Origin of the sequence: Bradyrhizobium symbiodeficiens, assembly GCF_002266465.3 — a bacterium.
Lineage (GTDB): Bacteria > Pseudomonadota > Alphaproteobacteria > Rhizobiales > Xanthobacteraceae > Bradyrhizobium > Bradyrhizobium symbiodeficiens.
Genome location: NZ_CP029427.2, coordinates 3,830,352 through 3,843,416 on the forward strand (window position 1 = coordinate 3,830,352; position 13,065 = coordinate 3,843,416).

General features: G+C 65.7%; 12 protein-coding genes and 1 pseudogene. 6 read left to right on the forward strand and 7 right to left on the reverse strand.

Annotation, left to right across the window (positions count from 1 at the left end):
- Positions 1–187: 187 nt before the first annotated feature.
- Positions 188–1,060, forward strand: a complete 873-nt coding sequence (locus CIT39_RS17665; protein ID WP_094974059.1) for a DUF2147 domain-containing protein — start codon at positions 188–190, stop codon at positions 1,058–1,060.
- Positions 1,061–1,241: 181 nt separating this feature from the next.
- Positions 1,242–1,598 (forward strand): hypothetical protein, encoded by a 357-nt coding sequence (locus tag CIT39_RS17670; RefSeq protein ID WP_094973950.1) that lies wholly within the window; start codon positions 1,242–1,244, stop codon positions 1,596–1,598.
- Between the two features lie 144 nt (positions 1,599–1,742).
- Here CIT39_RS17670 and CIT39_RS17675 read toward each other — a convergent pair whose 3' ends face one another.
- On the reverse strand, positions 1,743–2,147 hold the full coding sequence (locus tag CIT39_RS17675; RefSeq protein ID WP_094973951.1) for a (R)-mandelonitrile lyase: 405 nt from the start codon (positions 2,145–2,147) through the stop codon (positions 1,743–1,745).
- 18 nt (positions 2,148–2,165) lie between these two features.
- Positions 2,166–2,865: pseudogene (locus tag CIT39_RS17680) on the reverse strand (ribonuclease activity regulator RraA).
- Between the two features lie 249 nt (positions 2,866–3,114).
- Between CIT39_RS17680 and pxpB the strand changes: the two are divergent.
- From pxpB to CIT39_RS17695, 3 genes are read left to right on the forward strand one after another with little or no spacing between them, the layout of a single operon-like run.
- The gene (pxpB, locus tag CIT39_RS17685; RefSeq protein ID WP_094973953.1) at positions 3,115–3,846 is read left to right on the forward strand and encodes a 5-oxoprolinase subunit PxpB; all 732 of its coding nucleotides are present in this window, start codon (positions 3,115–3,117) and stop codon (positions 3,844–3,846) included.
- Positions 3,843–4,880, forward strand: a complete 1,038-nt coding sequence (locus tag CIT39_RS17690; protein ID WP_094973954.1) for a 5-oxoprolinase subunit C family protein — start codon at positions 3,843–3,845, stop codon at positions 4,878–4,880. The genes pxpB and CIT39_RS17690 overlap by 4 nt, the downstream gene beginning before the upstream one ends.
- Positions 4,881–4,906: 26 nt before the next feature.
- The gene (locus CIT39_RS17695; protein ID WP_094973955.1) at positions 4,907–5,677 is read left to right on the forward strand and encodes a LamB/YcsF family protein; all 771 of its coding nucleotides are present in this window, start codon (positions 4,907–4,909) and stop codon (positions 5,675–5,677) included.
- A 120-nt stretch (positions 5,678–5,797) separates the two neighbouring features.
- On the opposite strand, the gene CIT39_RS17700 is transcribed toward CIT39_RS17695, so the two are convergent.
- From CIT39_RS17700 to CIT39_RS17720, 5 genes are all read right to left on the reverse strand, one after another.
- Positions 5,798–5,950, reverse strand: a complete 153-nt coding sequence (locus CIT39_RS17700) for a hypothetical protein (RefSeq protein WP_162848658.1) — start codon at positions 5,948–5,950, stop codon at positions 5,798–5,800.
- Positions 5,951–6,152: 202 nt separating this feature from the next.
- Positions 6,153–7,757, reverse strand: coding sequence for a sulfite reductase subunit alpha (locus CIT39_RS17705; protein WP_094973957.1), 1,605 nt, complete (start codon positions 7,755–7,757; stop codon positions 6,153–6,155).
- Entirely contained in the window at positions 7,754–9,535 is a 1,782-nt protein-coding gene (locus CIT39_RS17710; protein WP_162308552.1) for a NirA family protein, read from the reverse strand. The genes CIT39_RS17705 and CIT39_RS17710 overlap by 4 nt, the downstream gene beginning before the upstream one ends.
- Before the next feature lie 334 nt (positions 9,536–9,869).
- Positions 9,870–11,033, reverse strand: coding sequence for a CmpA/NrtA family ABC transporter substrate-binding protein (locus CIT39_RS17715; protein WP_094973959.1), 1,164 nt, complete (start codon positions 11,031–11,033; stop codon positions 9,870–9,872).
- Positions 11,030–11,620 carry an ANTAR domain-containing response regulator gene (locus CIT39_RS17720; protein ID WP_094973960.1) on the reverse strand — a complete coding sequence of 197 codons (591 nt, stop codon included), beginning with the start codon at positions 11,618–11,620 and terminating at the stop codon, positions 11,030–11,032. Before CIT39_RS17720 ends, CIT39_RS17715 begins: the two co-directional genes overlap by 4 nt.
- A 111-nt stretch (positions 11,621–11,731) precedes the next feature.
- Here CIT39_RS17720 and rimO point away from each other — a divergent pair, with 111 nt between their 5' ends.
- Positions 11,732–13,057 (forward strand): 30S ribosomal protein S12 methylthiotransferase RimO, encoded by a 1,326-nt coding sequence (gene rimO, locus CIT39_RS17725; RefSeq protein ID WP_094973961.1) that lies wholly within the window; start codon positions 11,732–11,734, stop codon positions 13,055–13,057.
- Positions 13,058–13,065: the final 8 nt, after the last annotated feature.

Genomic DNA, 13,065 nt, shown 5'->3' on the forward strand with positions numbered 1-13,065 from the left:
CCGGAACGGCGCTTCAGGCCGCGTCCTCGTGTCGCTTGCCCCCGCCAAACTTTGGACCGGCCCCGGGTCTATTGAACCGGAAACCGCAGGACGGCGACTCATACGGACGACAGTGATCTAGATCACTTTTTGCAGTCGGGCCGGCGCGTAAGCGTCGGCGCGGGGACCACCTGTTCAGGAGATGGAAATGAGGAAGCTGTTGGCCACGGCCGCATTCCTTTTGGCGAGCACCGCTGCGCAGGCGCAGTACACCTTCGAATATGGCGGGCGTACCATCCGCATCGACCCGGACCGCGGCACCGTGCAGATCCCGGGCGTGTACGACAACACCGGCCAGGGCAAGGCGAAGAAAGCCAAGAAGAACGAGGCGACCCCGGGCCAGCAGGCACCGCAGCAAGCCACGGTCGAGCCGCAAACGCCGGCTGCGCCTCCGGCCCCCGCCCCGACGACCACCGCGCCGGCCGCCGCCGCACCGGTGCCCGCGCCTGCCCCCGCGGCCGCAGCACCACCGTCGGCTCCCCCGCCAGCGACCGCCAGCAATCCGCCGGCCGAGACCGCCGTCTTGCCGCCGCCCGCGCCTCCTCCGGCCCCCGCGCCGGTCGAGCAGCAGGCAGCACCCGCCGCACCTCCGCCGGCCCCGACCGTGGCTGCGGCACCTCCGGCTGTAGCCCCGCCTCCTCCGCCCGCGCCGGCTCGTCCCCCCGTTCAGGCCGCCGCCGTCGCGCCGCCAGCGCCTGCAGCCGCGCCCACGCGTGATCTCAATTCACCGCTCGGCGTCTGGCTCACCGAGGAGAAGGAAGGGAAGGTCCGCATCGAGCAATGCGGCAACAACCTTTGCGGCTATTCGGTCGACAGCAAATCGAACCAGAACGGCGAGCAGGTCCTGATCAACATGAAGCCCGGCAAGGACCAGAAATGGTCCGGCCGCATCCTCGATCCGAACTCCGGCTCGACCTACGATTCGACGATCGCGCTGAAGGGCACCGACCGCCTGCGCGTGCAGGGCTGCGCCTTCGGCGGCATGTTCTGCGGCGGCCAGACCTGGACGCGCGTGAATTGAGTTCGAGCCGGACATCTTGACCGAGACAAGGGGGCCCGTGATCCGGGCCCCCTTGCTTTTGGTCGCGGCATTATCGTGACGTGCGCAACCTCACACAGCCCCGTCGGCGCGTGACAGCCCTCACATCGACGGTTCCGCACGCGTGCCACGATCCCCGCATGATCAACCACAGGGGCGTGTCATGAACGGCTTTCGCAAGGCTCTCTTCGCCACCATTGTCGCCGTCGCCTTCCCGCTGACACAGGCAGGCGCGGCAACCTCCAATTTCGATGGTGCATGGAATGTCCGCATCTCGTCATCGAGCGAGACTTGCGGCAACGGTGCAACGGTCTCGATCGGCATCAGCAACGGCCAGATCGCCTCGAGCAACGCCGCGGTGTCGGCGTCGGGCCGCGTGGCGGATGCCGGCAGCATCAACGTCACCTTGAGCACCGGCATCAAGCGCGCCGTCGGCTTCGGCCGGCTCAGCGGCACCTCTGGCTCCGGCACTTGGCGCGGGCCGATGTGCAAGGGCACGTGGACGGCGGAGAGGATGTAAGTTTGCCGTGTTCAGGACGCACTGCAACGCGCAGCGTTGCTGCGCAGAGCCGGGACCCAGCCCTCTTGGTTGCTGGAACATTCTGGTTCCCGGATCGGCGACGTATCGCCTTGGGGCGATGCGTCTTGACCGGGACACGAGGCGTCAGCCCAGCGCCGCCCCGTAGTCCGCGTCCGTGACCGGCTCAAGCCAGGTCGAGTAGACGCCATCGAGCGCTTCCTGCATGGCGATGTGGCACATGCCGTTGGTCGGCGAGGCCCCGTGCCAGTGCAGCTCACCCGGCGGAATCCAGACGGTGTCGCCAGGGCGAATCTCCCTGACCGGGCCGCCCTTGGTCTGGACGCGGCCGACGCCGGAGATGACATAGAGCGTCTGCCCGAGCGGATGGTGATGCCAATTGGTGCGCGCGCCCGGCTCGAACGCGACCCGCGAGCAGTTCAGCCGTGCCGGCGCGGGCGCCATGATCACGGGGTCCTGCCACACGGTGCCGGTGAAGTTTTCCTTGGGCGCGCGGCGGGTCGGCCGCGTGCCTGCAACAGTGATCTCCATGGGGTGTCCTCGCTTCCGTTACTTCTTGCTGGCGGCGTAGCGCGCCTTGGTCTCGGCGTTCATGGGATAGAGGCCCGGCAGCACGGCGCCGTTGTTCACCTCGTTGACGATCCAGGCTTCCATGCGTTCCTGCTCGACGCCCTCGTTGAGCACGTGGTCGAGCATCGCCTGCGGGATCAGCACGCAGCCGTCCTGGTCGGCGACCACGATGTCGTTCGGAAAAAACGGCAACCCCGCCGCAGCCGATCGGCTCGCCCCAGCCGACGAAGGTCAGGCCGGCCACGGAGGGCGGCGCGGCATAGCCGTCGCACCACACCGGGAGATTGGTGCCGAGCACGCCCTCGACGTCACGCACGACGCCATCGGTCACGAGCGCGGTGACGCCGCGCTTCATCATGCGGGCGCAGAGGATGTCGCCGAAGATGCCGGCATCGGTGATGCCCATGGCATCGACCACGGCAATGCAGCCCTCCGGCATCGCCTCGATCGCGGTGCGGGTCGAGATCGGCGACGACCAGGATTCCGGCGTCGCCAGATCCTCGCGCGCGGGCACGAAGCGCAGCGTGAAGGCCGGCCCCACCAGACGCGGCAGGCCCGGGCACAGCGGCCGCGCGCCCCGCATCCACACATTGCGCAGGCCCTTCTTCAGCAGGACCGTGGTGATGGTGGCAGTGGTGATGCCGGCGAGGATTTTGCGGGCTTCGGGGGACAGCGACATGGAAACAGACGAGCTCCGGAGATGCGGGAAACAACGCGCGCATCTTGCGAGCCGCAGCCCTTGCGTCAAGGGCCAAGAGGCTAACAATTACGCAGGGCCGGTGGGCCGTTATGCGACGCGATAACAAGGCTTTATCGGCTTCCCCTGCATTAATTTATTGGACTTGCGGGCGCATTTACGCGAAGCAGGGTCGAGGCGGAACTCAAGATCGAGCCCGCGAATTCCCTCAAGGCCCAACTTCGACAGCTCATGGCCGTGCCGCTCCCTCCGCCCCGCCTTCTGCCCAGTGGCGACAGCGCCGTCACGGTCGAGTTCAGCCGCACCATCGACGACGATGCCAACCAGCGCGTGCTGGCGTTGGACAAGGCGCTTGCAGCGAGCCCCATCGATGGCATCACCGAGACTGTGCCGACCTATCGCTCGCTGCTGGTGCATTACGATCCCGGCAAGATCGGTTTCGATGCGCTTGGCGAGAAGCTGCTGCCGATCGCCATTCAGCCGCCGCCCCCTGTGACCAAGGCGCGCCGCTGGCGCATTCCCGTCGCCTATGGCGGCGAGCATGGCATCGACCTCGAGGATGTCGCCAAGGCGCTCGACACCACGCCGGACGACATCGTCGCCCGACATGCGGGCGGCGACTACAAGGTGGCCATGATCGGATTCACGCCGGGCTGGTCCTATCTCAGCGGCCTCGACAAATCCCTGCACATGTCGCGCCGGCAGTCGCCGCGGCTGCTGACGCCCGCCGGCACGATCTCGATCGGCGGCGTTCAGGCCGGGATCCAGTGCCTGGCCGCCCCGAGCGGCTGGCATCTACTCGGCCGCACGCCGGTCCGAACCTATCAGCTCCACCGCAATCCCACTTTCCTCACCGAACCCGGTGATCGCGTGACGTTTTTCGCCATCCACCACAAGGAGTTCGAGGAGCTGGATCGCGCTGCGGAAGCCGGCGAGATCGTCGCCGAGCAGGTGATCGCATGAGCCGCCTCGTCGTCGCCAGCATCGGCCCGGCCAGCTCCGTGCAGGACGGCGGACGCCACGGTGCGCAGCGCTACGGCCTGACGGTCAGCGGCGCCATGGATCGGCTGTCGCTGGCCGCGGCGAATACGCTGGTCGGCAACGCGCCGTTCGCAGCCGCTGTCGAGATCGGCCCGTTCGGCGCCGTCTTCACCGCGCGTGACGGCGCGGTGCGTGTGGCGATTTCAGGCGCGCCGCGCAATGCGGACGTCGCAGGAAGCCCGGTCGCGATGGACAATTCGGTGACGCTGAAGGACGGCGAGACGCTGACGCTGGGCTTTGCCCGCGGCGGCGCCTTCACCTATCTCGCGATCGAAGGCACCATCAAGGGAGAGCCGGTGTTCGGCAGTCTTGCCGTCAATGCCCGCGCCGGCCTCGGCAGCCCCTACCCGCGCCCGCTCCAGGCCGGCGACGAATTCAGCGTCGATGCCGCAAGCGGTGCGCCGGAGCTTCGGATCGAGTTGCCGAAGCCGGTGAGCGGCCCGATCCGCGTCCTGCTGGGCCCGCAGGACGACGAGTTCGACGACGCCAACAAGGCGCTGTTCCTGGACAGCGAGTGGAAGATCTCGGCGACCTCCGATCGCATGGGCTATCGGCTCGAGGGCCCTGCCATCAAGCATCTGCACGGCCACAACATCGTCTCCGACGGTACCGTCAATGGCAGCATCCAGGTGCCCGGCAACGGCGCGCCGATCGCGTTGATGATGGACCGCGGCACCTCCGGCGGTTATCCCAAGATCGCAACGGTGATCACCGCCGATGTCGGCCGCCTCGCCCAGACCTCGGCGGGAACCGCGTTCCGTTTCAAGGCGGTCAGCGTGGCCGAGGCGCAGGACGAGGCCAAGAAGTTCGCGCAACTGATCCGCAACCTGCCCGATCGCCTGCGCACCGCCGACAGCGTCGCGCTCAACATCGAGGCGCTCAGCGATGCCAACGTCGCGGGCTATGCGGTCAGCGCCGTGGATGCCGGGACCTGGCAGGTGACGGCGGAGCCATAAACGACACGACGACCGGAGAGCAACCCATGAAGACGATCGATCTTAACTGCGACCTCGGCGAAGGTTTTGGCGCGTGGGAGATGGGCAACGACGCCGCCATGATCGAGCTGGCGAGCTCGGTCAACGTTGCCTGCGGCTTCCATGCCGGCGATCCCGACATCATGCGCCGGACGGTGGAACTGGCGAAGGCGCGCGGCGTCTCGGTCGGCGCCCACCCCGGATATCGCGACCTTCACGGTTTCGGCCGGCATCCGATCGCCGGTCTGAAGGCGTCCGAGATCGAGAACCTCGTCGCCTACCAGATCGGAGCGCTGCAGGCGATCGCGACCGCGGCCGGCCACAAGGTCACCCATGTGAAGGCGCATGGCGCGCTCTCGAACGTCGCCTGCGAGGACGATATGACCGCGAAAGCCATCGCCGCCGGCATCCGGGCGGTCGATCCCAGCCTGATCTTCGTCGTGCTCGCCAATTCGAAGCTGGTGAAAGCCGGCGAGGACGCCAATCTACCGATGGTGCACGAGGTGTTCGCCGACCGCGCCTATGAGGACGACGGCAACCTCGTATCGCGCAAGAAGCTAGGTGCGGTGCTGCACGATGCCAAGGCGATCGCCGACCGTGTGGTGCGCATGGTGCAGGACGGCGCGGTGGTGTCGGTGACCGGCAAGGTGATCAAGATGCGCACGGACACGGTGTGTATTCACGGCGACACCCACGGCGCCGTCGAGATCGCGCGGACCTTGCGTCAGGCGTTGAAGGATGCGGGGATCGAGGTCGCGCCGTTCAAGCGCGGCGCCTGATAAACACCCGGTGCCGTGGGGTGGGCAAAGGCGCATAGCGCCGTGCCCACGATCTCTGCATGATTGAGACGGGCGGTGGGCACGCTTCGCTTTGCCCACCCTACGAGACCGAGCAAGATCTTAGAACGGATGCGCCGACAGCGTGCCGAACACGATGGCCGCGATGACCGCAAAGGCGCTGTAGAGTCCAACGTGGTGCATGCTGGCCGCGGTCCGTCGCGAGAGCGAACGCGCGTAAAAGTGCAGCCTGGCTTCCGCCGATAGTTCGCGCATGGTCGATCTCCAACGCCCCATTTGCGGGATTATGAGGGATCAACCAGGGCGGGAGGCAAGATGCCGGAGGAAATAGCAATGCGCCTCCTCAGAAGTGGCCGCCTCGCAGCGGTAAATTCTCTCCAGACACAGGTTCCGAGAATCTTATTCGTTCAAATCCGAGGTAGCTGGAACCTGCGGATGACAGTCGAGTGAAGCAGCTTTAGTACACGTCAGCCTGGAAGCGGCCGGTCTTCTTGAGCTCGGCGACGAAGCTGACGGCCTCATCCGTCGAACGTGCTCCGAACTGCGCGACGATGTCGACCAGCGCACGCTCGACATCCTTGGCCATGCGCTTGGCATCGCCGCAGATGTAGAGATGCGCGCCTTCGGCGAGCCAGGTCCACAATTCGCGGCCCACCTCGCGCATGCGGTCCTGCACGTAGAACTTCTTTTCGCCGTCGCGTGACCAGGCCAGCGACAAACGGGTCAACTGCCCCGAGGTCTTCATCGCGTTGAGCTCTTCCTGGTAGAAGAAGTCGCAATCGCTGCGCTGGTGGCCGAAAAACAGCCAGTTCTTGCCCGGCGCGCCGGTCGCCTTACGGTCGAGCAGGAAGGCGCGGAACGGCGCGATACCGGTGCCGGGGCCGATCATGATGACAGGCGTCTTCGGATCTTCGGGCAAGCCAAAACCGTGCGCCTTCTGCACGTACACCTTGAGATTTTCGCCCTCATTGATGCGCTCACCGAGGAAGGTCGAGGCGACGCCGAGGCGCCTCCGCTTGCCGACGACGTAGCGCACGGAGTCGACCGTCAGCGACAATTTTCCCGGCGTCGCATTGTGCGACGACGAGATCGAATAGAGCCGCGGCTGCAGCGGCTCCAGCGCCTCGACGAAGGCCTCCGGATGCGGCCGGGTGCCGGAAAACTTCTGCAGCGCCGCCATGACGTCGAGGGTGGCGGCATCGCCATCGGGATCCTCGCCCTGCGCCAGCGCCCGCGCCTTCTCGCGTTGCGCGCCGCCGGTGATGAAGGAGATCAATTCGAACAATGTGTCGGGTGCCGGCGACAGCGAGACGTCGTCGATCAGCACTTCGCGCAGCGTCTTGCCGTTGACTTTGGTGGTGTGGGAGGCGCCGAGCAGCGCGATGATCTGGTCGACGAGCCCGACCTCGTTGCGCGCGAACACGCCAAAGCTGTCGCCGACGACGTAATCGAGCTTGCTCTCGGAAAGATCGAACTCGACGTGGTAGGTTTCCTTCTCGGACTTGCCCTTGTTGAGCAGACGGCGCGACAGGAATGTCGCGGTGACGGGGTTGTCGCGCGAGCGGCCCGGCTCTGCGATCGTCACGGTCACCGCCGGCGCGGTCACCGCGTTCGTGTTGTACGTCTTGGCCGCCGGGGCCTTGTCCAGCTCCTCGTACAGCGACTTCAGCATCCGCGCGGTTTCCTTGCCGCCGGGAACGCAGAGATTGAGCCGGGCTTCGCTGCGGGTGGCGATCGCTTCCGAATAGTCGTGGCAATTGTAGCCGCACTGGCCGCAATCCTGCTGCGCCATCGCCGCCATCATCTTGCGGCGCACGGGACGCCCCTCGGCGAGCTTCATCCGGTCGGCGATCGGCATGGTCTGGTCGTGCCACGGGGCCTCGCCGTCGTCGCCGTCACCGGCTTGCATGACGGCGGCGCCCTGCTCCGCCGACAAGGGCGTTGCCACGTCAGGCGACAGCAGCCCGGCAAAGAAGCCGTTCAGCCAGGAGCGTTGCGCGTCGGAGAACGGTGCGCTGGCGGGAATGATATCGAGCTTCGGCGGAGGGGTGATCTGGTTCATGCGGACACCTTGGCATCAGCGAGTTTGCGCAGCGTCTCGCCGTCATGGCGGCGCGCAAACGACAGGAAGCTTTCGTCGGGCGAGGTGCGATGGGCGATATAGGCCTTGAGCAGTCCTTCGACCGTTTTCGGCGCGTCTTCGGCCTTGAGGTCGTGGTAGACTTCCTGCCCGACATCGGCGTCGGGACCGAACCCGCCGCCGGTGAAGAGGTGATAACCCTCCACCGTGTCCTCGTCGTTGACAGGCACGCGCGCACCGATCAGGCCGATATCGCTGATGTAATGCTGTGCGCAGGAATGGTGGCAACCGGTGACGTGGATGTTGACCGGCTTGTCCATGGCGACGCGCGGCTCGCACCAGTCGGCGATCTCGGCCGCGCTGCGCTTGGTGTCGGACGCGGCGAAACGGCAGCCGGCATTGCCGGTGCAGGCGATCAGGCCGGCACGGATGTGCGAGGCCTCGACCGCGAGCCCGATCTGCTTGATCGCGGCAATGGCGAGCTCGACGTTCTCGTCGCGCACCCCTGACATCAGCAGGTTCTGCCAGACCGTCAGACGGATCTCGCCGTCGCCGAGCTCGCGCGAGACCTTGGCAAGGCCGCGCATCTGATCGCAGGTGAGCTTGCCGAGCGGCAGCGACACGCCGATCCAGTTCAGGCCGTCCTGCTTCTGCTTGTGCACCCCGACATGCGCCGTGCGGTCCGCGGCAGGCCGCGGCGCGAACGCTTCCTCCGGCACGCGCGTGAATGGCGTCTTCAGCCGCTCCTCGACCAGCTTGAGGAAGCCGTCATGGCCCATGGCATCGAGCACATATTTCAGCCGCGCCTTGTTGCGGTTGGTGCGGTCGCCATGGTCGATGAACACGCGCACGATGGCGTCGGCGACGGCGGTCGCCTGCTCCGGCCTGACGATGATGCCGGAATATTTCGCAAAGTCCTTGTGACCGGTGATGCCGCCGAGGCCTAGGCGGAACCAGACCCCAGGTTCGACACCGAACCCGTCCCTCACCTCATACGCCGTGAAGGCGATGTCGTTGGTCTCTTCCAGCACCGCGATCCTGCCGGCACCGTCGAAGGCGACGTTGAACTTGCGCGGCAGGCCGTAGAGCGAGCGGTCGTTGAGGATGTGGTAGTGCCATTCGCGCGCATAGGGCCGCGTGTCGATGATCTCCTGCGGATCGATGCCAGCGGTCGGCGTTCCCGTGACGTTGCGGATGTTGTCAGCGCCGGAGCCGCGCGAGCACAGGCCGAGATCCTGGATGCCCTCGATCAGCTTCACGGCATGCTTCGGCGGAATCTCGCGAAGCTGGAGATTGGCGCGCGTGGTGACGTGGCTGTAGGGACCGCAGAGCTCGTCGGCGAGATCGGCAAGGCCCGACAGCTGCCAGTGCTTCATGATGCCGTTGGGAATGCGCAGGCGGCACATGTAGGAGTCCTGCGTCGGCGCGACATAGAAGATGCCGTAATAGCGCCAGCGGAAATTGTCCGCCGGGCTCGGCGGGGTATTGTCGAGCGCCTGCTGACGCAGCCGCGGATAGGCATCGAACGGATGCTCGTCGCGCTTGATCTTCTCCTGGTCGGCGAGTTTCTTGCCCGACGCGATCAGCTTGTCCTGCGCCTTGATGTGCACGGCATCGGGACCGACAGGCTCGGCGCTCGCCTTGCCGGCGCCGCCGCCGAGACCACGACCGACCCGGCTGATCTGCAGACCGGTCGTAAAGCCTTCGAGATAGCGTTTCTGCTCGTCGGTAAAGTCGACTGAGAGCGTATCGATTTTCATGATCGGTAACGAAGCTCCTGCGGCCACCTGGGTGGCATCGACGGATATTGGTGCGACCCGCGAGGAACTCGGCTGGCCAAGAGCCGGCTTCGATACCTCACGGTCCAATCAGCTTCGTTGCTGTGGGACTCGGCTCAGCAGGCACCTGTGCCAAGCTAGCCGCACCGCAACATTCAAGTTGCGTGCCAGCTTGCTCAAAACGGAAAAGGACGCGATCTCAGATGATTAGGTGTCTCGGCGGAACAAGTCGGCCAGCGGGCTTTCACGAAATTCGGGCAGTCAGATCAACCTTTAGGCAATGGAACATCTTGCCCAAAGAATATGCAGGCCCGAATCAGGCCTTCCAACGTCCGACCTCGAAAGCCTCGAGGTGGCCCCGGATGTCGTCGGGATCGAAGGCGGGGCCGGCGAATGCTCCGAACGGAGCGGGAGGCTGCTCGGGCGGCCGGCGGCCGAGGGCCGCATCGTAAAGGTCGGACCTGAACACCGCCATCGCCGTCTTGACCCCCTCCGGGCTGAGCGCTGTCTGGCCCCAGCGCACCATCTGCGCATAGAGCCAGGCGGCCTGCACCGGATCGGGGCGCCCTGCTTCTTCGCGTCCAACCAGGAGGTAGCGGCTGCTTTCACGGAAGGTGCCATCCGGGGAAATCTTCAGACGTCCCGTCAGGGTGCGCTGGATGACTTCGGCATCGACGCCGATCCGCTCGGGCTGCGCCAGGATGCGCGCCGCCTCGGTCCGGTTGTCCGGCTCCTCGATGAACGCGGCGGCTTTCACTGCCGCGCGAACCAGCGCTGCGACCGTGTCGGGGTTCTTTTCGGCCCAGACCTGGCGAACCGCCAGCACCTTCTCTGCCGCGCGCACCAGAATGTCGGAGACGAAATGCAGGATGTGACCGATGCCGAGATCGACCGCGATCGAATTCCAGGGCGCGCCGACGCAGAACGCGTCGACATGGCCGCTCTTGAGGCTGTCGACCATGTAGGGCGGCGGCAGCACCACGAGGCGCACGTCCTCGTCGGGATCGACGCCGCCTGCCGCCATCCAGAACCGCAATTGGTAATTGTGGGTCGAGAACGGGAAGGTCATGCCGAAGGTCAGCGGCTCGGCCCCCGCCTTACGCCTGAAGGCAACGACCTTCGCGAGCGCTTTCGCCGTCACCATCGGATCGAAACGGTCGCCGTCGATCTCCTCCATCAGCGCGGCATGGAGCGCCGGCGACACCGTGATCGCGTTGCCGTTGATGCCGAGATTGAAGGGCGCGGCGATCGGCACCTTGACGTGACCGAGCCCGAGCGAGGACGCGATCGCCACTGGCGCGAGCAGATGCGCGGCGTCGAACAGGCCGATATTGAGCTTGTCGCGGACGTTGGACCAGGAGACCTCGCGCACCAGCTCGACGTCGAGCCCTTCGGCGGCGGCAAATCCCTTGTCGACCGCGACGATCAGCGCGGCGGAATCGACCAAGGGGATGAACCCGATGCGGAGGGGGGTCGTCATTTCAGCATCTCCGACGCGGTGATGATCGACTGCGCGATCTCGCCGATTTTCTTCTTCTCGCGCATCGCGGTCGAGCGCAGCAGCACATAGGCCTCGTCCTCGGTGAGGCCCTTGACCTTCATCAGGATGCCCTTGGCGCGTTCGATGACCTTGCGGTCCTCGAGTTGCGACTTGGTGCGATCGAGCTCCTCCTGGAGCTTGGCGAAGGCATTGAAGCGGGACACGCAGAGGTCGAGGATCGGCTTGATGCGCTCCTTCTTCAGCCCGTCGACGATGTAGGCGGAAACCCCCGCCTCGACCGAGGCCTGGATCGAGGCTGAATCGCTCTGGTCGACGAACATCGCGATCGGCCGCTTCACGGCGCGGCTGACCTGGAACATCGCCTCCAGCACGTCGCGGCTGGGGTTCTCGAGATCGATCAGGATGATCTCGGGGTCGACCGCATAGATACGGGCGAGCAGGCTCTGCATCTCGCTGATGTGGACGACCTGCGTGAAGCCGGCCTCGCGCAATCCCTCCTGCAGGATCGCGGCCCGGATCGGGCTTTCGTCGACAATCACGATTTTGGGCGACTGGTCGGCGTTCATGGCTCACTCACGGCAGGTGATTCATCCATAGCACGCCGGATCGCCCTGCAAAGGGTTGTAATTATGGGCAATTGGGACTAGCTCAGGCCTGTCAATCAGGCAGATTTGGATATGGATCAGACGGCTGCGCCCAAGGTCAGCTTCGTGTCGCTCGGGTGTCCCAAGGCATTGGTGGATTCCGAGCGCATCATCACGCGCCTGCGCGCCGAGGGGTATGAACTCGCCCGCAAGCATGACGGGGCGGACATCGTCATCGTCAACACCTGCGGCTTCCTCGACAGCGCCAAGCAAGAATCGCTCTCGGCGATCGGCGAGGCCATGGCCGAGAACGGCAAGGTGATCGTCACAGGCTGCATGGGCGCGGAACCGGAAGCGATCGAGCAGGCCTATCCCGGCGTGCTCTCGATTACGGGCCCGCAGCAATATGAGAGCGTGCTCGACGCCGTGCACCGCGCGCTGCCGCCGGCCCACAATCCACACGTGGACCTGGTGCCGCCGCAGGGCATCAAGCTGACGCCGCGCCACTACGCGTATTTGAAGATTTCCGAGGGCTGCAACAACCGCTGCACCTTCTGCATCATCCCGAAGCTGCGCGGCGATCTCGTCTCGCGCCCTGCCAACGACGTGCTGCGCGAGGCCGAGCGCCTGGTCGGCGCCGGCGTCAAGGAGCTGCTTGTCATTTCGCAGGACACTTCGGCCTATGGCGTCGATCTCAAATATGCGGAGAGCCCGTGGAAGGACCGCCAGGTCCGCGCCAGATTCCTCGACCTCGCACGCGAGTTGGGCGAGTTAGGTGCCTGGGTCCGCCTGCAATACGTCTACCCCTACCCGCATGTCGACGAGGTCATCGCGCTGATGAACGAGGGCAAGGTGCTGCCCTATCTCGACATCCCGTTCCAGCATGCGAGCCCCGAAGTGCTGAAGGCGATGAAGCGCCCGGCGGCGCAGGACAAGACGCTGGCGCGCATCAAGCGCTGGCGCGAGGAATGTCCCGATCTTGCCTTGCGCTCGACCTTCATCGTCGGCTTCCCCGGCGAGACCGACGCCGATTTCGAATACCTCCTCAATTGGCTGGATGAGGCTGAGATCGATCGTCTCGGCTGTTTCAAGTACGAGCCGGTCGCAGGCGCCACGGCGAACGCGATCGAGAACCCGGTGCCCGAAGAGGTCAAGCAGGAGCGCTACAACGCGCTGATGGCCCGACAGCAGAAGATCTCGGCGCGCAGGCTGAAGCGCAAGGTCGGCACCCGCCAGCAGATCATCATCGACGAGGTCGGTCCGACGGTGGCCAAGGGCCGCTCCAAGGCCGATGCGCCGGAGATCGACGGCGCGGTGTATCTGACGAGCCGCCGTCCCTTGCGCGTCGGCGAGATCGTCACCGCAAAGATCGAACGCGCCGACCAGTATGATCTGCACGGCAGCGTCGCGGGGTTCTGACGGTCACG

Coding starts and splice junctions, on each gene's coding strand:
- CIT39_RS17675 (WP_094973951.1), bottom strand. CDS start 2,147: ATGGAGATCACTGTTGCAGGCACGCGGCCGACCCGCCGCGCGCCCAAG.
- CIT39_RS17695 (WP_094973955.1), top strand. CDS start 4,907: ATGAAGACGATCGATCTTAACTGCGACCTCGGCGAAGGTTTTGGCGCG.
- CIT39_RS17710 (WP_162308552.1), bottom strand. CDS start 9,535: ATGAAAATCGATACGCTCTCAGTCGACTTTACCGACGAGCAGAAACGC.
- CIT39_RS17665 (WP_094974059.1), top strand. CDS start 188: ATGAGGAAGCTGTTGGCCACGGCCGCATTCCTTTTGGCGAGCACCGCT.
- CIT39_RS17720 (WP_094973960.1), bottom strand. CDS start 11,620: ATGAACGCCGACCAGTCGCCCAAAATCGTGATTGTCGACGAAAGCCCG.
- CIT39_RS17690 (WP_094973954.1), top strand. CDS start 3,843: ATGAGCCGCCTCGTCGTCGCCAGCATCGGCCCGGCCAGCTCCGTGCAG.
- CIT39_RS17715 (WP_094973959.1), bottom strand. CDS start 11,033: ATGACGACCCCCCTCCGCATCGGGTTCATCCCCTTGGTCGATTCCGCC.
- CIT39_RS17705 (WP_094973957.1), bottom strand. CDS start 7,757: ATGAACCAGATCACCCCTCCGCCGAAGCTCGATATCATTCCCGCCAGC.
- pxpB (WP_094973953.1), top strand. CDS start 3,115: ATGGCCGTGCCGCTCCCTCCGCCCCGCCTTCTGCCCAGTGGCGACAGC.
- rimO (WP_094973961.1), top strand. CDS start 11,732: ATGGATCAGACGGCTGCGCCCAAGGTCAGCTTCGTGTCGCTCGGGTGT.
- CIT39_RS17670 (WP_094973950.1), top strand. CDS start 1,242: ATGAACGGCTTTCGCAAGGCTCTCTTCGCCACCATTGTCGCCGTCGCC.
- CIT39_RS17700 (WP_162848658.1), bottom strand. CDS start 5,950: ATGCGCGAACTATCGGCGGAAGCCAGGCTGCACTTTTACGCGCGTTCG.